The sequence below is a fragment of the Gluconobacter sp. genome (assembly GCF_047722525.1).
Classification (GTDB): domain Bacteria; phylum Pseudomonadota; class Alphaproteobacteria; order Acetobacterales; family Acetobacteraceae; genus Gluconobacter.
In genome coordinates this window covers 258,649-279,755 of record NZ_JBDNYY010000001.1, presented here as the reverse complement: position 1 = coordinate 279,755, position 21,107 = coordinate 258,649, and the positions used below count along the sequence as shown (strand labels likewise).

Genomic DNA, 21,107 nt, shown 5'->3' with positions numbered 1-21,107 from the left:
TGCCGCCAAGCGCAACCGTGCTTGAACGCGACAGCACGTCAGGATGGTGCTATCGGTGCGTTCATGCACGTGGACACGACCCCTCCCGTTTCCCGGAAATCCGGCCTCACAGGTCTCTCGCCCAGATTCATGGCCGGCGGTCTGCTCGTTGGCATGGGCGTTCTCGCAGCCGGCACGACACTCGCCGCCGCCCGTCACATCGGCGATGGCAGTCTGGCGTTCGGCCTGCTGCGTGCAGGTTCGAGGGCAGGGGTCGTCGGTGGCCTTGCCGACTGGTTCGCGGTCACGGCCCTGTTCCGTCACCCGATGGGCCTGCCCATCCCTCACACTGCCATTCTGCCGCGGCAGAAGGAACGCCTCGGACAGGCGCTGGGGCGGTTCATCTCAGGTCAGTTCTTCACCGAGGAGGATGTCCGCCGCGCCCTGTCGAAAATCGACCTTTCGGGCCTGATTGCCGATATGCTGAGCGAACCGGCAACCCGCCAGACGCTCGTCACCAGCATGCGCTCCGCCATTCCGCTGATGTTCGATCGCATGGAAGACGGGCGCGCCAAGGCCGCCCTGTCCCGGGCTTTGCCTGTCCTGCTGAATGGCGAGGAAATGGCGCCGCTGGTTTCGCGCGGTATGCGGGCCATGGTGGACAGCGAAATGCATCAGGAAGTCCTGTCCTTCCTGCTTGAGCGCATCAAGACCACAGTGACGTCCCGGGAGTCGGATCTGCGCCATTTCGTCGAAGAGCGTGTCCGCGAGCAGGGTGGACGCTTTCTGGGCTGGGCAATCGGTGGCTCGGTCGCCAGCCGTGTTCTCATGGCACTTCACGCCGAATTCGAGCGGGTCGATCCCATGGACTCGGATCTGCGACACGGTTTTACCACGTGGGTCCGGGGCGAGATCGACCGCATCGAAAATGATCCTGCGCGTCGCAAGGACATGGCCGACACCATCACATCGGTTCTGACCCATACCAGTCTCAAGGGGTGGAGTTCGGAACTGTGGGAACGACTGCGCCGCATGGTAGAGGAAGACAGTGGGCGCGAAGATGGCTGGAGCGCCACCGTCATTGATGCTGCCATCATCCAGCTTGCCAGCGCGCTGCGGTCCAATGAGTCCCTGCGCCTGAAGGTCAATCAGGCTGTCGAAAGCACCGTCCAGAGGATCCTGCCGGGCCTGCGCGAAAAGCTGTCGGGTTTCATTGCGGCAGTCATGGCCGGCTGGGACGGGAATGACCTGGCGACCCGGCTGGAGTCGCGTGTTGGCCGTGACCTGGCCTATATCCGCATAAATGGCACAGTCGTCGGTTTTCTTGCCGGCGCGGCGCTGGATGGCGTTTCACGACTGTTTTTTGGTGTGTAACACTCCATGTCTGGTGGCAGGCTGGGCACAGAAGTCTTGACCTTTGCTCCGGTATGGGCCATTTGAAGAAAATCAGGACTTAGCAAGTCTTGAATTAGAACAAGATGTGAGTGTGCAAGCGATGCTGAGGCTGTCAAAACTGGCCGATTACGCCACTGTCCTTCTGGTCCATCTCGGTCGTCACGAAGGACTGGCAACAGCCGCAGCCCTTGCAGTCGAAACCGGCGTTCCCGAACCCACCGTTGCCAAGCTTCTCAAGGGACTGGCCTCCAGTGGTCTGGTGCTCTCCCATCGGGGGGCACGGGGCGGTTACCGTCTTTCCGGCGAGCTTGAAAAAGTCACCGTTGCTGCCGTTATCGCTGCGGTGGATGGGCCTATTGCGATCACGGCCTGCTGTGACGGCCGGGAATGCGAGCACAGTTCCCTGTGCGGCCTGTCCGGACAATGGGATGTCGTGAATGATGCCATCCTCAACACACTCAACAGCATCACACTGGCGGATATGGGTCGCCACGCGGAGCGCCTGCCAAGGCGCGGCCCCGCGTTCCCACCTGCCGCCCCCGCTGGAGCGGAGACCTCCTCCGTGACCGACGCGGTCAGTTAAGGACAACATGCCATGCCAGCCGTGACGGAAACCCGCGAGACAGTCGAAAAGCTCGCGAAATCCAGCTACGAATGGGGTTTCGAGACCGATATCGAGATGGATATCGCGCCCAAGGGCCTCAACGAAGAGACGGTGCGCCTGATTTCCGAGCGCAAGGGCGAGCCGCAGTGGATGCTGGACTGGCGTCTGAAGGCTTTCCGCGCCTGGCTGGAAATGGAAGAGCCGACCTGGGCCCATATCCATCATCCGCCGATCGATTATCAGGATGCGCATTACTTCGCGCAGCCGAAGAAGAAGCCTGGCCCCAAGAGCCTCGACGAAGTCGATCCCGAACTGCTCAAGACCTATGCCAAGCTGGGTATCCCCCTGCATGAACAGGCCCTTCTGGCGGGTGTGGAAGGTGCAGAAGAGCAGCGTCTGCCCGTCGCCGTGGATGCAGTCTTTGACAGCGTGTCCGTTGCGACCACTTTTCGCAAAACGCTTGCCGAAGCCGGCGTGATCTTCTGCCCGATTTCCGATGCCATTCGCGAATACCCCGAATTGGTCCGCAAATATCTCGGCACCGTTGTCCCGGCTGGCGACAACTTCTTCGCAGCCCTGAATTCTGCCGTCTTTACGGATGGTTCGTTCGTCTACATCCCTGAGGGTGTGCGCTGCCCAATGGAACTGTCCACGTATTTCCGCATCAATGCGCGGAACACGGGTCAGTTCGAGCGTACCCTCATCATCGCTGAAGACCGCGCGACCGTCTCCTATCTGGAAGGTTGCACGGCGCCACAGCGTGACGAGAACCAGCTTCATGCGGCCGTGGTCGAGCTGATTGCGATGGAAGACGCCTCCATCAAATATTCCACCGTCCAGAACTGGTATCCGGGCGATGATGAAGGTCGTGGCGGCATCTACAATTTCGTCACCAAGCGTGGCATCTGCCGCGGCGCGCGCTCCAAGATTTCCTGGACGCAGGTCGAGACCGGCTCCGCCATCACGTGGAAATATCCGTCCTGCGTGCTGGCCGGTGAGGGATCGGTCGGCGAGTTCTATTCGGTTGCGGTGACCAACAACCACCAGCAGGCCGATACGGGCACGAAAATGATCCATCTGGCGCCGAACACGCGCTCAACGATCATCGCCAAGACCATTTCTGCCGGGCACTCTGACAGCACCTATCGCGGTCTGGTCCGGATGCAGCCGAAGGCCCGCAATGCGCGTAATTTCACGCAGTGCGACAGCCTCCTGATCGGCGACCAGTGTGGCGCGCATACGGTGCCCTATATCGAAAGCCGCAACATGACGGCGCGCGTGGAGCATGAAGCGACCACGTCCAAAATCTCTGAAGACCAGCTCTTCTACTGCCGTTCGCGCGGCCTTTCGGAAGAAGATGCAGTCGGTCTGATTGTCAATGGTTTCTGCCGCGAGGTGCTCAAGGAGCTCCCGATGGAATTCGCGGTCGAGGCGCAGAAACTTCTGCAGATCAGCCTCGAAGGAAGTGTGGGTTAAAATGAGCGATTTTCTGAAAATTCAGGGTCTTCAGGCCCGCATCGACGCCGACGGCACGCCCAAGGACATTCTCAAGGGCCTCGATCTCGAAGTCCCAAAGGGCGAAGTTCACGCCATCATGGGGCCGAACGGCTCGGGTAAATCCACGCTGTCCTATGTGCTTGCCGGTCGTGACGACTACGAAGTCACAGGTGGTTCCGCCACGTTCAAGGGGCAGGATCTCCTTGCCCTGGAACCCGAAGAACGCGCTGCTCTCGGGTTGTTCCTGGCTTTCCAGTCTCCGGTGGAACTGCCGGGCGTGAACAACGCCAACTTCCTGCGTACGGCCGTGAACGCCGTCCGCAGGGCGCGTGGTGAAGCCGAACTGGACGCCGTGGCTTTCCTCAAGGCCGTTCGCGCCGAGACCAAGCACCTCTCCATGTCGGATGACATGCTCAAGCGTGCCGTCAATGTGGGGTTCTCGGGCGGTGAGAAGAAGCGCAATGAAGTCCTTCAGATGCGCCTGCTCCAGCCCTCCTTCGCCATCCTCGACGAGACGGACAGCGGTCTGGATATTGACGCCCTGCGCATCGTCGCGGAAGGCGTGAACTCCCTGCGTAGCCCGGATTTCTCCGCTCTGGTCATCACCCATCACCAGCGTCTGCTCGACTACATCGTGCCCGACCGCGTGCATGTCATGGCGCATGGTCGCATTATCCATAGCGGCGGCCCTGACATCGCCAAGACGCTTGAGAAGCAGGGCTATACCCAGTTCCTCGAGGCGGCAGCGTGAGTGGAGCGCCAACTGTGATGCGGAACGCTGACCAGGCGCTGGAGGCGTTCGTCGCGCGGGCCGCCGGGCAGGGCGGCGTGCTGGCTGAAACGGGCCTGCCGACGCGGCGTGTCGAAGCCTGGCGCTATACCCCGCTGCGCTCCATTGCGGATACGGCATGGCGGAAGGCTACGCCACTGTCGTCCGAAACAGCCACCACGCTGCTCGGTCGTCTGGCTCTGCCTGAAACCGGTGCCCGCATGGTCTATGGCAATGGCCAGCTTCTGGGCAGTCTGTCGGCCCTGCCGGAAGTAGTTCGTCAGGCTTCGGAAAACGTCTCTCCCCTCACAGGGCTGTTTTCCGCCACGCTGAACACGGGGCTGGGTGAAAAAGGTCTCGATATCCGCGTCCCCGCAGGAACGGATGCCGGTCTGCTGACACTTGTCAGCCTATCCGATGGTCAGGACATTTCCACGCATCTGCAGCACCGCATTGTGCTGGAGGATGGCGCTTCCCTGACGCTCTACGATGTCAGTACAGGTGAGGGGCAGTATATCGCCAATCCGCGCTTCGATATCGTCGTCGGCAAAGGCGCTACCCTGCGTCACGTCAAGGCGCAGCGCGAAAGCCTGACCGGTACCCATCTCGCCATCGTTTCGGTCGATGTAGCGGAGAAGGGTGAATATGACAGCTTCACTCTGAACCATGGCGGTCGTCTTGCCCGTCATGAAGCCGTCGTGACGCTGGGCGCACCTCACGCCATGGCGCATGTGAATGGCGTGCAGATCGTCGACGGCCAGCGCCTGAATGACCTGACCTCCATGATCCATCATGCCGCTCCTGATGGCAGTTCGCGCCAGACCGTCAAGACGGTGCTGTCCGACGCCGGGCAGGGCGTTTTCCAGGGCAAGATCCTTGTCGATCGCATTGCCCAGAAAACCGACGGCTACCAGATGAATCAGGCGCTCCTGCTCTCTGAAAAGGCGCAGATCAACAGCAAGCCGGAGCTGGAAATCTACGCTGACGACGTCAAGTGCAGCCATGGTGCCACTGTCGGTGCGCTTGATGACGAGCAGCTTTTCTATCTGCGCTCCCGTGGTATTCCGGAGGTTGCTGCGCGTGACATTCTGGTTCGTGCCTTTCTGATCGATGCGCTGGATCTCGTGGCCGACGAAGCCCTGCGTGACCTGTTGCTGCGGAGCATCATGTCATGACCGCTAGCAACAGCACGTCGGGGATAACGACGGTAGATATCCGCGCTCATTTCCCCATCCTGAACGAAACCGTTCATGGTCGGCCTCTGGTCTTTCTCGACAGCGCGGCTTCGTCCCAGAAGCCGGATGTCGTGATCGAAGCCATGCGGGACGCGGCCTATCACCAGTATGCCAATATCCATCGCGGTCTCCACTGGATGAGTGAGCGCACGACGGAAGCCTATGAGCGGGCCCGTCATGACGTAGCCCGTCTTCTGAATGCGCCCGATCATCGGGAAATTGTCTTCACCCGTAACAGCACCGAGGCCATCAACCTCGTGGCGCATAGTTTCGGCAGCATGCTGAAGCCGGGGCAGGCGGTCCTGATTTCCGAGCTTGAGCACCACGCCAATATCGTGCCCTGGCTCATGCTGCGGGATCGCGCCGGCATCGAACTGCGCGTCGCTTCCATCAATGACGCTGGCGATATTGATCTGGATGCTTACGAAGCCCTCCTGTCGGACGGTAAAGTGGCGCTTGTTGCCGTCACGCACATGTCCAATGTGCTGGGAACGATCACTCCGGCCAAAAAGCTGACGGACATTGCCCACGCTTATGGCGCGCGCATCCTGCTGGATGGCTCTCAGTCAGTCGTGCATCGCAAAATCGACGTGCAAGCCCTGGGGGCAGATTTCTTCACCTTCACCGGGCACAAGCTCTACGGCCCCACTGGGATCGGTGTGCTCTGGGGCAGGATGGAACTGCTGGACATCATGCCGCCTTTCATGGGCGGCGGTGACATGATCCAGAACGTCTCTTTCGAGCGCGCCACCTGGGCGCATGTTCCCCACAAGTTCGAGGCCGGAACGCCCGCCATTCTGGAAACGATCGGTCTGGGTGCTGCCGTTCGCTTTGTGGAAGAGATCGGCTATGACGCCATTTCCCGCCATGAGGCCGAACTGACGTCCTATGCGCTTGAAAAGATGCGTGGCATCAACAGCCTGCGCATCCTTGGCGAGCCTGAAGAGCGGGGGGGCGTGATCTCTTTCGTCATGGATGGTGCGCATCCGCATGATCTTGCAACACTGCTCGATCAGCTTGGAATTGCCATTCGTGCCGGGCAGCATTGTGCCGAACCTCTGGTGCGTCGCCTCGGCGTTCATGCCACCGCTCGCGCCAGTTTCGGTATCTACACCACGACTGAAGAGATTGATGCGCTGATCGAAGGCCTTGAACGGGCCCGGATGATGCTCACATGAGTGAAGCCATGACCGATATCGATATCACCCCCAGTGAAGACACAGCCACCGCTCCGGCGGCGGGAACAGCGCCTGATCAGGAAGCGATCATCGCGGCGATCGCGACGGTGTATGACCCGGAGATCCCGGTCAACATCTACGAACTCGGCCTGATCTACGCGATCGACCTGCATGATGATGGCCGCGTCCATATCGAGATGACCCTGACCGCGCCCAACTGTCCCAGCGCACAGGAACTGCCGGAAATGGTACGCGACGCCGTCTCCCATGTTCCGGGCGTCACTCAGGCCACGGTTGAAATCGTGTGGGATCCGCCTTGGGACATGAGCCGCATGAGCGACGACGCCCGTCTTGCCCTCAACATGTTCTGATCCGGAAAGAACCATCATGTCCGACGTCGCAACGCGCCGCCCGCTGCCCGCTCTCATGACCCTGTCCGATCAGGCTGCCAAACGTCTGAAGGCCCTCTACGCAGGCTCCCATCAGGGTCAGCTTCTGCGCATCAGCGTGGGAACCCGCGGATGTTCTGGTCTGTCCTACGAAATGAATTTCGTGACAGCGCCAGAGCCAACCGATGAGCGCGTCGAGGACCAGGGCGTTACCCTTCTGGTGGACCGCAAGGCCACCCTGTTCCTGACCGGTACTGTTATGGATTACGAGGTCAAGGACCTCGAATCCGGTTTTACATTCAGGAATCCGAACGAGAAAGGTCGCTGCGGCTGCGGCGAGAGTTTTCACGTCTGATCCGCTTCACGTCACGTGACAGCACGACCACGGCTTCGACTTCCGTGGACCACAGGAACTGGTCCACGATCGTTAGGCCAATGACGGAGAAGCCTGCGTTCCACAGAGCCTTGCCGTCTTTTTCAAGCGCGGCGGGGTTGCAACTCACATAAACGATGTCCGGCACGGCCGACTTTGCCAGAGGCACGGTCTGCGCGCCGGCACCCGCGTAAGGCGGATCGAGAACCACGGCCCGCGTCGATTTCAGATCATGCGGTAGAAGCGGCTGCCGCCCCAGATCCCGATGAAATCCATCGACGCGACGTCCACCGGCCGCGGCTTTCAGGCAGTTCGCGGCCGCCAGATTGCCTTCATAGGCCATGACGCGGCCTTTTTCAGACATGGGGAATGTCAACGTGCCACAACCAGCAAACAGTTCTACCGTCACGTCCTTTTTGTTGAGTGACGGCAATCCGTTCACAACAGCCGTGACAATGGCTTTTTCCGCATCGGCCGTGGCCTGAAGGAACGCGGAAGGCGGTGGCGAGACGACTACACCGCCAAAGTCTTCCCGGACTGCTCCGGACTGGGCGACCGTCTCAATGCCCAGATCTTTCGGATCCTGCCAGGAAATCCGCGACAGATCGTGCTCGCGGGCAAAGGCTGCCAGCTTGATTCGATCCGCACTCGTCAGCGGAGCAGGGGTCTGAAGAGTCAGGTCTGGCCCACTATCGAGCAGGTTGACCATCAGGCTCCCGCGTCCCGTCAGCGCTCCCAGACTGCCCAGAACGTCACGCAAAGGCGCGAGAAGTCCGAAAATCGCAGGGTGCAGGACGTGACATTCCGTCATATCCACGGGATCGCCATTGCGGCGATGCAGCCCAATGATCACGCCACCCGGCACGCGCTGGACAGCAAAATCCATGCGGCGCCGGGTTTTCGGCATTGTCTGGAACATCCGCGCACGCGGCAGGTCCGTGAAACCCGCTGCGGTGAGGGCCTGTATGACGCGCTGCGCTTTCCAGTCCAGCAGGGCCGGGAGGGAAAGATGCTGCAGAGCGCAGCCGCCGCATTCGCCAAACAGGTCGCACGGGGGTGTTACGCGGTCGGGCGAGACGTGAATGATGTCAACGAGTTCGGGGTGACCGGGAGCAAGGCGGACCCGGACGTCTTCCCCGGGCAGAGTGTCCGGGATGAAAATGCTCTGGCCATCAAGATGCGCAACGCCGTCGCCTGCCGCACCCAGTCCTTCAATCCGGAGTTCTGCAACTCCGGTCAGGGTATCATTCATTACCGTAATGGCGCCCGTCATGCTGGACAGGGGCAGCAGGATCGGTGCTACCGGAAACCGTCACTTTCCTGCGGCGCGGGACCAGCATGAAAGCGGGGGTATCGCCCCCAAAGCCTGTCTTTGGACCATCGTTTTCGAAAGCGGGAGCCAGTTCAACCGAGCGGTGGCTGACAGGATCCTCGATCACCGCGACAGACGGGGTAGAAGCAGGGACCGAAGCGTCCTGCTGAACGATCTCGTTGTCTTCACGGTCACCACGATTACGCTTGCGGCCGCCACGACGGCGCTTGCGTCCCCGCTGCTCGCCTTCCTCTGCAGTTTCTTGTGGTACAGGTGCGGCCACAGTCTCAGCCGGGCGGCGTTCACCCTCTTCCGGAGCCCAGTCCACAGTCGTGATACCTTCGAGATCCGGACGCGCAATCACCTTGCCTGTCAGCGTCTCGATGGCTTCAAGAAGCCTGCGATCACGCGGCGTTGCCAGACTGAAGGCGTGGCCTTCCTTGCCTGCACGTCCGGTACGACCGATGCGGTGGACATAATCTTCCGCATTGAACGGAAGATCGTAATTGAAAACGTGCGACAGGCCGCCAATATCGATGCCGCGCGCAGCGACATCCGAGCAGACAAGGAACTTCAGTTCCCCGGAGCGGAAACGCTCCAGCGTCGAGAAACGCAGCGACTGAGCCAGATCTCCATGCAGATGCCCGGCTTCGATCCCATGCTTCGTCAGATACTGCTGGATCATGTCCACATCGCGCTTGCGATTACAGAACACGATTGCGCTCTGGACGTTCTCACGACGCAGCAGCTTCTTGAGCGTGCGGCGCTTCTCGTCCTCCGGCACGATGACGAGGGCTTCCTCGATGGTCGTGGCGACGGAAGACTGACGCGAAACCGTGATTTCCACCGGGTGCCTGAGGAAGGCATCGGCCAGGCGACGGATTTCCGGCGCCATCGTGGCGGAGAAAAACAGTGTCTGACGATGGGCCGGCAGCAGTCCCACGATTTTCTCGATATCGGGGATGAAGCCCATGTCCAGCATGCGATCGGCTTCGTCAATCACAAGCGTGCTGGTCTGCGTCAGCAGCAGGCCGCCGCGTCCGAACAGATCAAGCAGGCGGCCCGGAGTCGCAATCAGCACATCCACACCACGGTTCAGCACATCGCGCTGTTCGGCCATGCTCTCGCCGCCGATCAGCAGGGCATGGGTGAGGCGCAGATACTTGCCGTAAAGCTTGAAGTTTTCGGCAACCTGCAGAGCCAGTTCCCGCGTCGGCTCCAGGATCAGCGAACGCGGCATCCGTGCGCGTGCCCGGGAGCCTGCCAGTTTCTGCAGCATAGGCAGCGTGAAGGACGCCGTCTTGCCGGTTCCCGTCTGGGCGACACCCAGAACATCGTGTCCCTTCAGGACCTCGGGAATCGCCTGTGCCTGAATGGGAGTGGGGTGTTCGTAACCCAGTTCCTGAATGGCCTGCATGATGGGCTCGCCCAGTCCCAGATCAGCAAAGCGCGGCCTGTCCGAAACCTCTTCGGCGACGATCAGGGTTTCGATGGCGGCAGGAGCAGCCACGATTTCCTCAACAGCAACCGGAGTTTCCGCAACAGATTTGGTACGCCGACGACGGGCCGGAGCCTTTTCGGTCTTCACCGGCTCAGCCTGAACGGTGGTCTTCTCTTCAGCGACGGGTGTAGCCGATTCCTTGAGGGGCGTTGCGGCCTTGCGACGGGCCGGACGCGCCGTCTTTTCCACGGGCGCTTCCACAGGAAGCCCGGCAGCAGCGACATCTGCCTTGCGGGGACGGCCACGACGGCGTGGTGCCACGGGAGTCTCTTCAGACGGAACTTCCGCAGCGGGCTGTTCTGCGACCGGAGTCTTGCGGGGACGGCCACGACGTTTGGGAGCCGTCTCGGCAACGGCGGTCACATCTGCCTCTGCTACAGCCTTGGTGGAACGCCGACGACGCGGAGCGGGAGCGGCCTCAATGGTTTCGATGGCAGTTTCCGGTTCCGTAACGGTCTTTCTGCGTCCCCGCTTGGGCTTTGCGGCAGGCGCTTCGGCTTCAGCGACAGGCTCAGCCGCAGGGGACACCGTCTTGCGAGAGCGGCGCACGGCGGCTTTCACCACACCCGTCTCTTCCGTAGCGGACGGCGTAGTTCTGGTGCGTCGGGCACGCGGAGCCTTGGCTGCAGGAGCTTCCTCTGCCGGAGGAATTTCACCGGTATCCGCAATGTTTGGGGAAATTTCGGCTGCAACGGTACGCGAAGCGGGAGGGCGTCCGCGTCTGGAGGGGGCAGTCGTACGGGGCTTGGAAGGACCGGAGGTCGTTTTCGCGCTCAAATGACTCTCGAGACTCTCGTTGACGGTGTGCACCTGAACAGGTGTGGACCGGAGTTGAGGGCGGGATAATTACCCGCAGCTATAACTGGTGCGTTATCGATAAATGGCAGGAATGGCAAGCGATACGGCCTGAAAAGCGCCGTATCGCATACGATTTCAGATGCCGCGTGCCATTGCGGCGACAAGAATGGTCAGTACACCTAGTCCCGCCATCATGGCTGTCCGGCTACGCAGCGTGTCAAACAGGGCTGGCTGAGGACGCATGGCGCGTCTCGCCCGGCGGAACGGTCCCTGAACGGTCAGGATGAAAACCACGGCCATGACAAGGCCCAGAAGCTGCATCGCATTGACGGGCCAGGGTACGGCAGCAAACCCGCCTTCATGAAAAACGAGGGCCCAGCCACTCAGCAGCGAGAACGGCACGACCTGATAGAGACCGCGGAAAAAACGCGTGTATCCCTGAAGCAGGACGGAGTTGCGTGGTCCCGGATCCAGCAGTCCGACCGTGGAGCGGACAACGAGCGTCGAATAGATTGATCCGCCGACCCAGTATGTCATGCACAGCACATGAATTGCGAGCACGAGGCTCCAGATGATCGATCCTGTCATTGATCCTCGTCATGGTTGCAAAGGGGAAAAGAGGGGAAGAACATTCCCGAAGCATTTCCCTGAATACCCGACGCAGCCCCCTCAGCGCCAGAGGGAACCCGCCAGAGGCAGTCCGACAGAGGCAACGCACAAGCCGGTCATGCTTTCTGTCATAAGACATAGCAGGAGAACGTCCCGATATGCCCAGTCATCCTTTCGCATTGCTCCTCCCTGAGGAAAGTGATCGCATGGACCGTGCCGCCGCGGCCATTCTTCCCTCCACCCGCCTCATGGAAAATGCCGGCTGGGCTGTTGCGCGCGTCATCCGCAACCGCTTCTCGCCCTGTCGTGTTACGGTCGCCTGTGGGCCCGGAAATAACGGGGGGGACGGCTATGTCGTCGCCTGCAATCTGGCGCAATGGGGATGGTCGGTTCGCATCGCCGCTCTGGCGCCTCCAAAATCCGGTACCCCTGCTGCCGAAATGGCGGCCCGATGGACCGGGCCCACCGTCCCGTTTGCGGCGGAGGAAGTAGCGAATGCCGATCTGGTGGTGGACGCCGTGTTCGGCTCCGGGCTGAAGCGTCCCGTCAGCGATGATGTCGCGTCAGTTCTTGCTGCTGCCCGTCAGGTTGTTGCAATCGACATGCCCAGCGGTGTCGCGGGGGCTTCGGGCGAAGTCCTCGGCAAGGCCCGTGACTGCGTTCTCACCGTTACTTTCGTCCGTCCGCGTCCTGGCCACGTCCTGCAACCCGGTTCTGATCTGTGTGGTGAGGTGATCTGTGTGGATATCGGCATGCCCGAACAGGTCTGGGAGGGCATCGCGCCTGTCGTGCAGCACAACCAGCCCGGTCTGTGGACTCTGCCGGTCTCTGGTGACGGTGACTACAAATACCGCCGAGGCGTCGTCAGTCTGTGTGGTGGCACTGAAATGCCCGGCGCTACCCGGCTGTCGGCCCGGGGCGCCCGACGCAGCGGTGCGGGGCTCGTCCGGATCTCGGCAGGTGAGGGGGCTCCGGCCTATCGACTCGGAGACCCAGGCCTGATCGTGGACGATGCTCCGCTGTCCGAACTGCTGGAAGATGCGCGACGCAGGGTCTGGATCTGCGGCCCCGGTCTCACGGAAGACGAAGTTGCAAAAACTCTCCCACAGCTTCTGAAATCCGGTCGGATCGTACTTGCGGATGCCGGGGCGCTCACATGGGGCGCGCAGGATCTTTCCCGCCTGAAAGGTGTCGCGGTCATCACGCCTCATGTCGGAGAGTTCCGCAGACTCTTCGGTCCGGTGGAAGGCAATCGTCTGGATGCTGCGCTTGCGGCTGCAAAACGCATGGATGCGGTGGTTGTCATGAAAGGCCCCGATACGATCATCGCTGCTCCGGACGGTCGGCTCGCCATCAACACCCATGCCTCTTCTGCACTCGCGACCGCAGGTTCGGGCGATACACTGACCGGTGTGATTGCAACGCTCCTCGCTGCGGGGATGGATGTCTGGGAAGGCTGCTGCGCTGGTGTCTGGCTGCATGGAGAAGCCGGAATCCAGGCTGGAAAAACTCATGGTGGCTGGCCGGTGGCCGAGGATCTGGACCTGCCGCTGGGCCCGGCCCGCGCCACGGCCACACGCCTTGCACGGGAGGCCGGACGCAAAAACCCCACCTGCTCCCTGTTGTGAAGTCTCGTTTCATGCGCTAAAGGCCGCGCTTCCGAGGTTCGGTAACACGAGCCTGGAAGCCGAGCGCTGCGGGCGTGGTGAAATTGGTAGACACGCCAGATTTAGGTTCTGGTGGCGCAAGTCGTGGGGGTTCAAGTCCCTCCGCCCGCACCAACCCGGCTTCCCGAGAAAGAGATTTGACTAACCTACCGACCGAGAGGATCGCCTGGCTCATGCAGGTTACGCCCACGCTCAACGAAGGACTTAAGCGCGCCTTCACCGTCGTTGTCCCGTCTGCCGACCTGCAGGCCCGTCGCGATGCACGACTCGCCGAAGTCGCCAAGACGATCAAGCTTCCTGGCTTCCGTCCGGGCAAGGTGCCGGCAACCCTCGTCAAGCAGCGTTACGGCGAGTCCGTGAACGCGGAACTGCTTGAGGAAGCCGTCAATGACGCCACCGCCAAGCTGTTCGAAGAACAGAAGATCCGCCCGGCCATGCAGCCGAAGGTCGAAGTGGTTTCCGCCATCGAAGACGGCAAGGATCTCGAATTCAAGGTTGAGACCGAAGTTCTTCCCGAAATCGAAGTCCCCGATCTGTCCGGCCTGAAGCTGACGCGCCTTGGCGCCAAGGTTGGCGAAGAGACCGTCGACAAGGCCCTGAACGACGTTGCCCGTCGCAGCCGCAAGTTCGAGACGATCGAGGAAGACCGTCCGGCCGCCCAGGGCGATATCCTGTGCGTCGATTTCGTGGGCAAGCTGGACGGCACGCCGTTCGACGGCGGCACGGCTGATGATGTGAACGTCGAAATCGGCGGGGAAGGCTTCATCCCCGGTTTCGCCGAGCAGATGCAAGGCATGAAGGCTGGCGAAGAGCGCGTCATCAACGTGACGTTCCCGGCCGATTATCAGGCTGTCGAACTGGCCGGAAAGGCCGTGACCTTCGACGTCAAGGCAAAGTCCCTGAAGAAGGCCGTTGATCCGGCCATCGACGACGAACTGGCCAAGACGATCGGTTTCGAGAACCTCGAGCAGATCCGCAAGATCATCACCGAGCAGGCTGAGGGTGAATACCAGCAGCTTTCGCGTCTGCGCATCAAGCGTGACCTGCTGGACGCCCTGTCCGAGAAGACGGACTTCGAAGCTCCGTCCAGCATGGTTGATGCCGAGTTCAACCAGATCTGGGCCCGCGTCGAAGAAGACCGCAAGGCTGGTCGTCTGGACGAGGAAGATGCCGGCAAGGACGAAGAGACCCTCAATGCTGATTACCGTCGCATCGCAGAGCGTCGCGTGAAGCTGGGTCTGCTGCTGGCTGAAATCGGCCGCAAGCAGGAAATCCAGGTCTCTCGTGAAGAACTCCTTGGTGCGATGCAGCAGGAAGCCCAGCGTTACCCGGGGCAGGAACAGATGGTTTTCGAGTTCTTCTCCAAGAACCCGCAGGCCGTTGAAGGGCTCCGTGGCCCCATCCTGGAAAACAAGGTCGTCGATTACCTGATCGAGTTGGCCGATGTCACCGACAAGGAAGTGACGCCGGAAGAACTGGCAGAAATCCCGCCTGCCGAACTCTGATCTTTCGGCGCGGGAACCAGCGGGCACTCTTCGGGGTGCCCGTTTTTTCCTGCCTGCTCCCTTTGACGGAACGGCATGCCGGGTCCATGTTAGGGATCAGAAGAAAGCCCATCGGGCATTGAGGAACAGACAGCATGGCCATTCGGGATCGTGATCCCCTCGAGGTGTTCAGCAACTCTCTGGTGCCGATGGTGGTCGAGCAGACTGCCCGCGGAGAGCGCTCTTTCGACATCTTTTCGCGTCTCCTTCAGGAGCGCATCATTTTCCTGACCGGACCCGTCTACGATCAGGTCTCGTCCCTGATCTGCGCGCAGCTTCTCTATCTGGAGAGCGTGAATCCCACCAAGGAAATCTCGTTCTATATCAACAGCCCGGGCGGTGTCGTTTCCGCTGGTCTCGCGATCTATGACACCATGCAGTACATCCGCTGCCCTGTCAGCACGGTCTGCATCGGTCAGGCGGCATCCATGGGCTCCCTGCTTCTGGCCGGTGGCGAGAAGGGGCATCGTTATGCCCTTCCGAATGCCCGCGTGATGGTTCACCAGCCCTCTGGTGGTGCACAGGGACAGGCTTCGGACATCGAGATCCAGGCCCGCGAAATCCTGATCATCCGTCAGCGGCTGAATGAGATCTATCGCGAACATACCGGCCAGACGCTGGAGCAGATCGAGCAGAAGCTCGAGCGTGACAGCTACCTCTCTGCTGGCGAAGCCCGTGAATTCGGTCTTATCGACAAGGTTGTCGAGCGTAATCCGCACGAGACCACACCCGATCCGAGCTGAGGCGTCTTTCGGGGCAGGGGAGCCCGGCGCTCCCCTTGGAACGGAAAAGCGGCATACCGATATGCCGCTTTTCGTGTCTTGGGGCATTTTGGCTCCGGGCTTGCCGAAGGCTTCGACCTCGGCCTAAAGTTAAAGTTCTTTCGCATGTCTGCTGCGTGAATGTGGTCAGGTCGTGCGCAAGGGAAAGGGAACAGTGATGAGCAACAAAACCGGCGATTCCAAAAACACCCTGTATTGCTCGTTCTGTGGGAAATCCCAGCACGAAGTCCGCAAGCTGATCGCTGGCCCCACGGTTTTCATTTGCGATGAGTGCGTCGAGCTCTGCATGGACATCATCCGTGAAGAGCATAAGACCCATCTCGTGAAGTCCCGTGACGGTGTTCCGACTCCCAAGGAAATCTGCAAGGTTCTTGACGATTACGTGATCGGTCAGTTCGAGGCCAAGCGTGCGCTCTCCGTGGCGGTTCACAACCACTACAAGCGCCTCGCCCATGCCACCAAGAGCAATGACATCGAGATCGCGAAGTCCAATATCCTGCTGATCGGTCCAACCGGCTCGGGCAAGACCCTGCTGGCTCAGACACTGGCGCGCATTCTCGATGTTCCCTTCACGATGGCGGACGCCACGACCCTGACCGAGGCCGGCTATGTCGGTGAGGACGTGGAAAACATCATTCTTAAGCTGCTTCAGTCTGCGGACTACAACGTGGACCGGGCCCAGCGCGGGATCGTCTATATTGACGAGATCGACAAGATTTCCCGCAAGTCCGACAACCCGTCCATCACGCGTGATGTCTCGGGCGAAGGCGTGCAGCAGGCCCTTCTGAAGCTCATGGAAGGTACCGTGGCCTCCGTGCCCCCGCAGGGTGGCCGCAAACATCCGCAGCAGGAGTTCCTGCAGGTCGATACGACCAACATGCTCTTCATCTGCGGTGGTGCCTTCGCTGGTCTGGACAAGATCATCTCTGCCCGTGGCAAGGGCTCCGGCATCGGTTTCGGCGCGGATGTCCGCTCTGATGATGAACGGCGTCTCGGTGCGATCCTCCAGAGTGTCGAGCCGGAAGATCTGCTGAAATTCGGTCTCATCCCGGAATTCATCGGGCGTCTGCCGGTCATCGCGGCCCTGAACGATCTGGATGAAGCAGCCCTGATCCAGATCCTGAGCAAGCCCAAGAATGCCCTGATCAAGCAGTATGGCCGTCTTTTCGAAATGGAAGGCGTCAAGCTGACCTTTACCGAAGATGCGTTGGCGGCCATTGCCAAGCGTGCCATCGAGCGCAAGACCGGTGCGCGCGGTCTGCGCTCGATCATGGAAAACATCCTCCTGGGAACGATGTTCGATCTGCCGGGCCTTGAAGGTGTCGAGGAAGTCGTCATCAACAAGGACGTGGCCGAGAACAAGGCCCAGCCGGTCTATGTCTACGGAAAAGGCAAATCCGAACCCGCTGAACAGTCTGCGTGAAAAAGGCGGCTGGCTCTTGCACAGGACCTCTCGGGTTTCGACATAACTGACTGAGGTTGTCCGAATTCATGCCGTTCAAGCATGAAAGTAATGCGATGCCGGCGCTGCAAGGCAGGTCGGTATCGCAAGATCGTCCCTCTGGAGATCAAGTGAATGACTGACGATACCAAGCCGAAAACCCGCCGCCGCACGAAGAAGACGGATGATGTAGCCGTCGTTTCCGAAAAGGCTGCCGCTGCGCCGAAGAAAGTGGCGCGCAAGCCCCGGGCTACGACGCGTAAAGCCAAGCCCGAGGCGGATGTGCCGGTGGTGCAGGAGCCTGTGCGCCATGACGTGATGGCGGTGCTTCCGCTGCGGAATATTGTCGTATTCCCGCATATGATTGTGCCGCTCTTCGTCGGGCGCGAGAAGTCTGTGAAGGCGCTGGAGACCGTGACGCGCGAAAGCAAGCAGATCCTGCTTGTCGCGCAGAAGGACGTCTCGCTGGACGACCCTTCGGTCGATGACATCTACCGGTACGGTACGGTCTCGACGATCCTGCAGTTGCTGAAGCTCCCTGACGGGACCGTGAAGGTTCTGGTCGAGGGAACGCGGCGTGTGCATATCACGCGTCTGTTCGATGTTGATGGACATTTCGAGGCTGAGATCGAGGAAATCCCAGAAGAGCCCGTTGATGCGGCTCCGGGAAGCGAGATCGAGGCGCTCAGCCGTTCGACGGTTTCTCAGTTCGAGCAGTACATCAAGCTCAACAAGAAGATCCCCCCTGAGGTGATGGTCTCGATCAACCAGATCGAGGATATTTCCAAGCTTGCGGATACGATTGCCAGCCATCTGAATCTCAAAATTTCCGAAAAGCAGGAAATTCTTGAGACCGCTTCGGCTGCACGTCGTCTGGAGCAGGTTTTCGCGCATATCGAGACGGAAATCGGCGTTCTGCAGGTCGAGAAGCGCATCCGTAACCGCGTGAAGCGGCAGATGGAGAAAACGCAGCGCGAGTATTACCTGAACGAGCAGCTCAAGGCGATCCAGAAGGAACTCGGCGAGGGTGAGGACGGCAAGGACGAAAATGCCGAGCTTGAAGAAAAAATCAACAAGACCCGTCTGAGCCGTGAGGCCAAGGAAAAGGCCCATGCCGAGCTGAAGAAGCTGCGGGGCATGAGCCCGATGTCGGCCGAAAGCACGGTTGTGCGCAATTATCTCGACTGGCTGCTGGGTATTCCCTGGAAAAAACGTTCGAAGATCACGCGCGAGTTCAAGCACGCCGAAGACGTGCTTGAGGCCGAGCACTACGGTCTGGAAAAGGTCAAGGAGCGCATCCTCGAGTATCTGGCGGTGCAGACGCGCTCGCAGAAGCTCAAGGGGCCGATCCTTTGCCTGGTCGGGCCTCCGGGTGTTGGCAAGACCTCTCTGGCACGGTCCATCGCCAAGGCGACGGGGCGGAACTACATCCGCATGTCACTGGGTGGCGTGCGCGATGAGTCCGAAATCCGGGGGCATCGGCGGACCTATATCGGCTCCATGCCGGGTAAGATCATCCAGGGCATGAAGAAGGCGCGGACGTCCAATCCGCTGTTCCTGCTCGATGAGATTGACAAGCTGGGGGCCGACTGGCGGGGCGATCCGTCTTCCGCGCTGCTGGAAGTGCTGGACCCGGAACAGAACGCCACGTTCGCCGATCATTATCTGGAAGTGGATTACGATCTGTCGGACGTGATGTTCGTCACGACCGCCAACAGCCTGAACATGCCTCAGCCGCTGTTGGACCGCATGGAGATCATCAACCTGTCCGGCTACACGGAAGATGAAAAGGTGCAGATCGCGCGCCGTCATCTTCTGGGCAAGCAGGCCGAGGCGCATAACCTGAAGCCAGAGGAATGGACTGTCACGGATGATACGATCCGCGAACTGATCCGCTCTTACACCCGCGAGGCCGGCGTTCGGAACCTTGAGCGCGAACTGGCCAAGCTCGCACGCAAGACAGTCAAGGAAATCATCACGACGGGCGTCAAGCATGTCGAGATCACGCCGGAAAACCTTGAGAAATATGCGGGCGTGCGTCGTTTCCGTCATGGCGAGACCGAGACGGAAGACATGGTTGGCGTCGTGACGGGACTTGCCTGGACACAGGTCGGTGGCGAAATCCTGACGATCGAGAGCGTGATGGTTCCGGGCAAGGGGCAGGTCAAGCAGACCGGCAAGCTCGGGGAAGTCATGCAGGAAAGCATCTCGGCCGCGCTGTCCTATGTCCGTTCGCGGGCTCAGGATTTCGGGATCCGGCCACCGCTGTTCGAGAAGCGGGATATCCATATCCATCTTCCCGAGGGCGCGACGCCGAAGGATGGTCCTTCAGCCGGTATTGCGCTTGCGACATCGCTGGTGAGCATCATGACGCAGATCCCCATCCGCAAGGATGTGGCCATGACGGGTGAGATCACCCTGCGGGGCCGTGTCCTGGAGATCGGGGGGCTCAAGGAGAAGCTGCTGGCGGCTCTGCGGGCCGGGATCAAGACGGTCCTGATTCCCAAGGACAATGAGAAGGATCTGGCGGAGGTTCCGGATAATGTCCGGCACGCGCTCAAGATCATTCCCGTGAGCCATGTGGATGAAGTGCTCAAGATTGCACTGACTCGTATGCCGGAAGCCATTGAATGGGATGAAAATGTTGATCCGATCAGTGAAATAACGGTGGATAAAGCGGCTCCGCAGGCACTTCCGCACTAACACGGACGAGCTTCTGCGATTCTAGCAGTTGACGCGGGCAAAATCCGCTTCATAGTGCGGCCGCAGATCGAACAAGGCGCCTGAGCCAGAAGGGACTCATCAGAGCCCGGCTCAGGCGCTCTAACACCAGAAAGGCACATCATGGAGAAGCCCCTCAACAAGCAGGAACTGATCGCCGCCGTTGCAGACGCTGCCGATCTTCCGAAGGCCAAGGCCAGCGAAGTTGTCGATGCGGTGTTCAGCACGATCGAAGCGACGCTTGCCAAGAAGCAGGAAGTCCGTCTCGTCGGTTTCGGCAGCTTCGTGACCGCAACGCGTAAGGCTGCCAAGGGCCGCAACCCGCGTACGGGCGAAGAGATCGATATTCCGGCTTCCACCTCGGTCCGCTTCAAGCCGGGCAAGGGTCTGAAGGACGCCGTGAGCTGAGAAAGCTCACAAAACGGTTTCGGGTGGCTTTACCGCTATCCGAAACCGTGTATATAGACCGCACACACAGTCTGAGGGCGATTAGCTCAGCGGTAGAGCGTCTCGTTTACACCGAGAGGGTCGGCGGTTCAATCCCGTCATCGCCCACCATGAAGAACACCATGCAGCCATGAGCTGGCGTTTCGAATATCATGAAACGCTCGGGTCCACTTCTGATCTGTGCAAGGCCAGAGCCGAAGCAGGTGAACCCGAACATCTGGCCATTCAGGCCTTTTCCCAGACATCAGGGCGCGGCACGCGCGGACGGAGCTGGACTGATCCGGGGGGCAATCTTGCGATCTCGCTGCTCTTCCGCCCGGCCAATCCGACAGCGTTTATTGCTGCCCTGCCATTTGTTGTCGCAATCTCCCTGTTTGAGACCGCAATTCATTTCTGTCCGACGGCAACGGGTCCATCACCTTTCATGGTGAAGTGGCCGAACGATCTGCTGCTGGATGGCCGCAAGATGGCGGGCGTGCTGATCGAGACGGGCGGCCCGCAGAATAACCCGTGGGTTGTCGTTGGAATTGGCGCCAATCTGAGGCAGGCGCCAGAGATCCCGGGCCGTCGGCTTGCGGCGCTTTCCGAAAAAACTGTTGCGCCCTCTGCGGAGGCTTTCGGGAAGGCGCTTGTGCTGCAGATCGGTCGGTGGAATGCCATTCGGGAGCAGGAAGGATTTGCGCCTGTCAGGGCCGCATGGCTTGCGCGGGCACATCCGGTCGGGTCTCCGCTTGCGGTTCAGGGGCGTGAAACCTATATTACAGGTTCGTTTTCAGGGCTTGATGCGCAGGGACGCCTGCTGCTTGCCTTGCCCAACGGTGAAACCATTCCGGTTGTAACCGGCGATATCCTGCTGGACTGAAGGA

18 protein-coding genes and 2 tRNA genes are annotated in these 21,107 nt (G+C 60.3%); 17 read left to right on the top strand and 3 right to left on the bottom strand.

What is annotated here, in order from left to right; translation table 11 throughout:
• Positions 1-63 precede the first annotated feature (63 nt).
• The 8 genes from ABF859_RS01320 (at position 64) to ABF859_RS01285 (ending at position 7,401) form a co-directional block, all read left to right on the top strand.
• Positions 64-1,353: a DUF445 domain-containing protein gene (locus ABF859_RS01320; protein ID WP_415525673.1), complete on the top strand. Its 1,290-nt coding sequence runs from the start codon at positions 64-66 to the stop codon at positions 1,351-1,353.
• A gap of 121 nt (positions 1,354-1,474) precedes the next feature.
• Positions 1,475-1,957 carry an SUF system Fe-S cluster assembly regulator gene (locus ABF859_RS01315; RefSeq protein WP_415525377.1) on the top strand — a complete coding sequence of 161 codons (483 nt, stop codon included), beginning with the start codon at positions 1,475-1,477 and terminating at the stop codon, positions 1,955-1,957.
• Between the two features lie 12 nt (positions 1,958-1,969).
• The gene (sufB, locus tag ABF859_RS01310; RefSeq protein WP_415525375.1) at positions 1,970-3,454 is read left to right on the top strand and encodes a Fe-S cluster assembly protein SufB; all 1,485 of its coding nucleotides are present in this window, start codon (positions 1,970-1,972) and stop codon (positions 3,452-3,454) included.
• Position 3,455: 1 nt separating this feature from the next.
• Entirely contained in the window at positions 3,456-4,226 is a 771-nt protein-coding gene (gene sufC, locus ABF859_RS01305) for a Fe-S cluster assembly ATPase SufC (RefSeq protein ID WP_011251696.1), read from the top strand.
• 17 nt (positions 4,227-4,243) lie between these two features.
• Entirely contained in the window at positions 4,244-5,419 is a 1,176-nt protein-coding gene (sufD, locus tag ABF859_RS01300) for a Fe-S cluster assembly protein SufD (RefSeq protein WP_415525373.1), read from the top strand.
• A complete protein-coding gene (locus ABF859_RS01295; RefSeq protein ID WP_415525371.1) occupies positions 5,416-6,657 on the top strand; it encodes a cysteine desulfurase in 1,242 nt (413 codons plus the stop codon). The genes sufD and ABF859_RS01295 overlap by 4 nt, the downstream gene beginning before the upstream one ends.
• Complete coding sequence (locus ABF859_RS01290; RefSeq protein WP_415525369.1) at positions 6,654-7,028, top strand: SUF system Fe-S cluster assembly protein; 375 nt, start codon at positions 6,654-6,656, stop codon at positions 7,026-7,028. The genes ABF859_RS01295 and ABF859_RS01290 overlap by 4 nt, the downstream gene beginning before the upstream one ends.
• Positions 7,029-7,044: 16 nt before the next feature.
• Entirely contained in the window at positions 7,045-7,401 is a 357-nt protein-coding gene (locus ABF859_RS01285) for a HesB/IscA family protein (protein ID WP_041110498.1), read from the top strand.
• Here the strand turns inward: ABF859_RS01285 and ABF859_RS01280 are convergent.
• The 3 genes from ABF859_RS01280 to ABF859_RS01270 form a co-directional block, all read right to left on the bottom strand.
• Positions 7,346-8,671, bottom strand: coding sequence for a class I SAM-dependent RNA methyltransferase (locus ABF859_RS01280; protein ID WP_415525367.1), 1,326 nt, complete (start codon positions 8,669-8,671; stop codon positions 7,346-7,348). The genes ABF859_RS01285 and ABF859_RS01280 overlap by 56 nt on opposite strands.
• Positions 8,664-10,760: a DEAD/DEAH box helicase gene (locus ABF859_RS01275; RefSeq protein ID WP_415525671.1), complete on the bottom strand. Its 2,097-nt coding sequence runs from the start codon at positions 10,758-10,760 to the stop codon at positions 8,664-8,666. Before ABF859_RS01275 ends, ABF859_RS01280 begins: the two co-directional genes overlap by 8 nt.
• A 405-nt stretch (positions 10,761-11,165) precedes the next feature.
• Positions 11,166-11,618: a hypothetical protein gene (locus ABF859_RS01270; RefSeq protein ID WP_415525365.1), complete on the bottom strand. Its 453-nt coding sequence runs from the start codon at positions 11,616-11,618 to the stop codon at positions 11,166-11,168.
• A 179-nt stretch (positions 11,619-11,797) separates the two neighbouring features.
• Between ABF859_RS01270 and ABF859_RS01265 the strand changes: the two genes are divergently transcribed.
• From ABF859_RS01265 to ABF859_RS01225, 9 genes are all read left to right on the top strand, one after another.
• On the top strand, positions 11,798-13,267 hold the full coding sequence (locus tag ABF859_RS01265) for an NAD(P)H-hydrate dehydratase (protein WP_415525363.1): 1,470 nt from the start codon (positions 11,798-11,800) through the stop codon (positions 13,265-13,267).
• A 68-nt stretch (positions 13,268-13,335) separates the two neighbouring features.
• Positions 13,336-13,420 (top strand) — tRNA-Leu (locus tag ABF859_RS01260).
• 59 nt (positions 13,421-13,479) lie between these two features.
• Complete coding sequence (tig, locus tag ABF859_RS01255) at positions 13,480-14,811, top strand: trigger factor (RefSeq protein ID WP_415525361.1); 1,332 nt, start codon at positions 13,480-13,482, stop codon at positions 14,809-14,811.
• Positions 14,812-14,945: 134 nt separating this feature from the next.
• Positions 14,946-15,593: an ATP-dependent Clp protease proteolytic subunit gene (locus ABF859_RS01250; RefSeq protein WP_415525359.1), complete on the top strand. Its 648-nt coding sequence runs from the start codon at positions 14,946-14,948 to the stop codon at positions 15,591-15,593.
• A 196-nt stretch (positions 15,594-15,789) separates the two neighbouring features.
• Positions 15,790-17,055 carry an ATP-dependent Clp protease ATP-binding subunit ClpX gene (gene clpX / locus ABF859_RS01245; RefSeq protein ID WP_415525358.1) on the top strand — a complete coding sequence of 422 codons (1,266 nt, stop codon included), beginning with the start codon at positions 15,790-15,792 and terminating at the stop codon, positions 17,053-17,055.
• A gap of 153 nt (positions 17,056-17,208) precedes the next feature.
• On the top strand, positions 17,209-19,776 hold the full coding sequence (gene lon, locus ABF859_RS01240) for an endopeptidase La (protein WP_415525357.1): 2,568 nt from the start codon (positions 17,209-17,211) through the stop codon (positions 19,774-19,776).
• A 141-nt stretch (positions 19,777-19,917) separates the two neighbouring features.
• A complete protein-coding gene (locus ABF859_RS01235; protein WP_011251684.1) occupies positions 19,918-20,202 on the top strand; it encodes an HU family DNA-binding protein in 285 nt (94 codons plus the stop codon).
• 75 nt (positions 20,203-20,277) lie between these two features.
• Positions 20,278-20,352, top strand: a tRNA-Val gene (locus ABF859_RS01230).
• Positions 20,353-20,371: 19 nt separating this feature from the next.
• On the top strand, positions 20,372-21,103 hold the full coding sequence (locus tag ABF859_RS01225; RefSeq protein WP_415525355.1) for a biotin--[acetyl-CoA-carboxylase] ligase: 732 nt from the start codon (positions 20,372-20,374) through the stop codon (positions 21,101-21,103).
• The last annotated feature ends 4 nt before the right edge of the window (positions 21,104-21,107 follow it).

Bases quoted from the DNA above. Each gene is read 5' to 3' on its own strand.
- ABF859_RS01320 (WP_415525673.1), top strand. From the start codon at position 64: ATGCACGTGGACACGACCCCTCCCGTTTCCCGGAAATCCGGCCTCACA.
- ABF859_RS01315 (WP_415525377.1), top strand. From the start codon at position 1,475: ATGCTGAGGCTGTCAAAACTGGCCGATTACGCCACTGTCCTTCTGGTC.
- sufB (WP_415525375.1), top strand. From the start codon at position 1,970: ATGCCAGCCGTGACGGAAACCCGCGAGACAGTCGAAAAGCTCGCGAAA.
- sufC (WP_011251696.1), top strand. From the start codon at position 3,456: ATGAGCGATTTTCTGAAAATTCAGGGTCTTCAGGCCCGCATCGACGCC.
- sufD (WP_415525373.1), top strand. From the start codon at position 4,244: ATGCGGAACGCTGACCAGGCGCTGGAGGCGTTCGTCGCGCGGGCCGCC.
- ABF859_RS01295 (WP_415525371.1), top strand. From the start codon at position 5,416: ATGACCGCTAGCAACAGCACGTCGGGGATAACGACGGTAGATATCCGC.
- ABF859_RS01290 (WP_415525369.1), top strand. From the start codon at position 6,654: ATGAGTGAAGCCATGACCGATATCGATATCACCCCCAGTGAAGACACA.
- ABF859_RS01285 (WP_041110498.1), top strand. From the start codon at position 7,045: ATGTCCGACGTCGCAACGCGCCGCCCGCTGCCCGCTCTCATGACCCTG.
- ABF859_RS01280 (WP_415525367.1), bottom strand. From the start codon at position 8,671: ATGAATGATACCCTGACCGGAGTTGCAGAACTCCGGATTGAAGGACTG.
- ABF859_RS01270 (WP_415525365.1), bottom strand. From the start codon at position 11,618: ATGACAGGATCGATCATCTGGAGCCTCGTGCTCGCAATTCATGTGCTG.
- ABF859_RS01265 (WP_415525363.1), top strand. From the start codon at position 11,798: ATGCCCAGTCATCCTTTCGCATTGCTCCTCCCTGAGGAAAGTGATCGC.
- tig (WP_415525361.1), top strand. From the start codon at position 13,480: ATGCAGGTTACGCCCACGCTCAACGAAGGACTTAAGCGCGCCTTCACC.
- ABF859_RS01250 (WP_415525359.1), top strand. From the start codon at position 14,946: ATGGCCATTCGGGATCGTGATCCCCTCGAGGTGTTCAGCAACTCTCTG.
- clpX (WP_415525358.1), top strand. From the start codon at position 15,790: ATGAGCAACAAAACCGGCGATTCCAAAAACACCCTGTATTGCTCGTTC.
- lon (WP_415525357.1), top strand. From the start codon at position 17,209: ATGACTGACGATACCAAGCCGAAAACCCGCCGCCGCACGAAGAAGACG.
- ABF859_RS01235 (WP_011251684.1), top strand. From the start codon at position 19,918: ATGGAGAAGCCCCTCAACAAGCAGGAACTGATCGCCGCCGTTGCAGAC.
- ABF859_RS01225 (WP_415525355.1), top strand. From the start codon at position 20,372: ATGAGCTGGCGTTTCGAATATCATGAAACGCTCGGGTCCACTTCTGAT.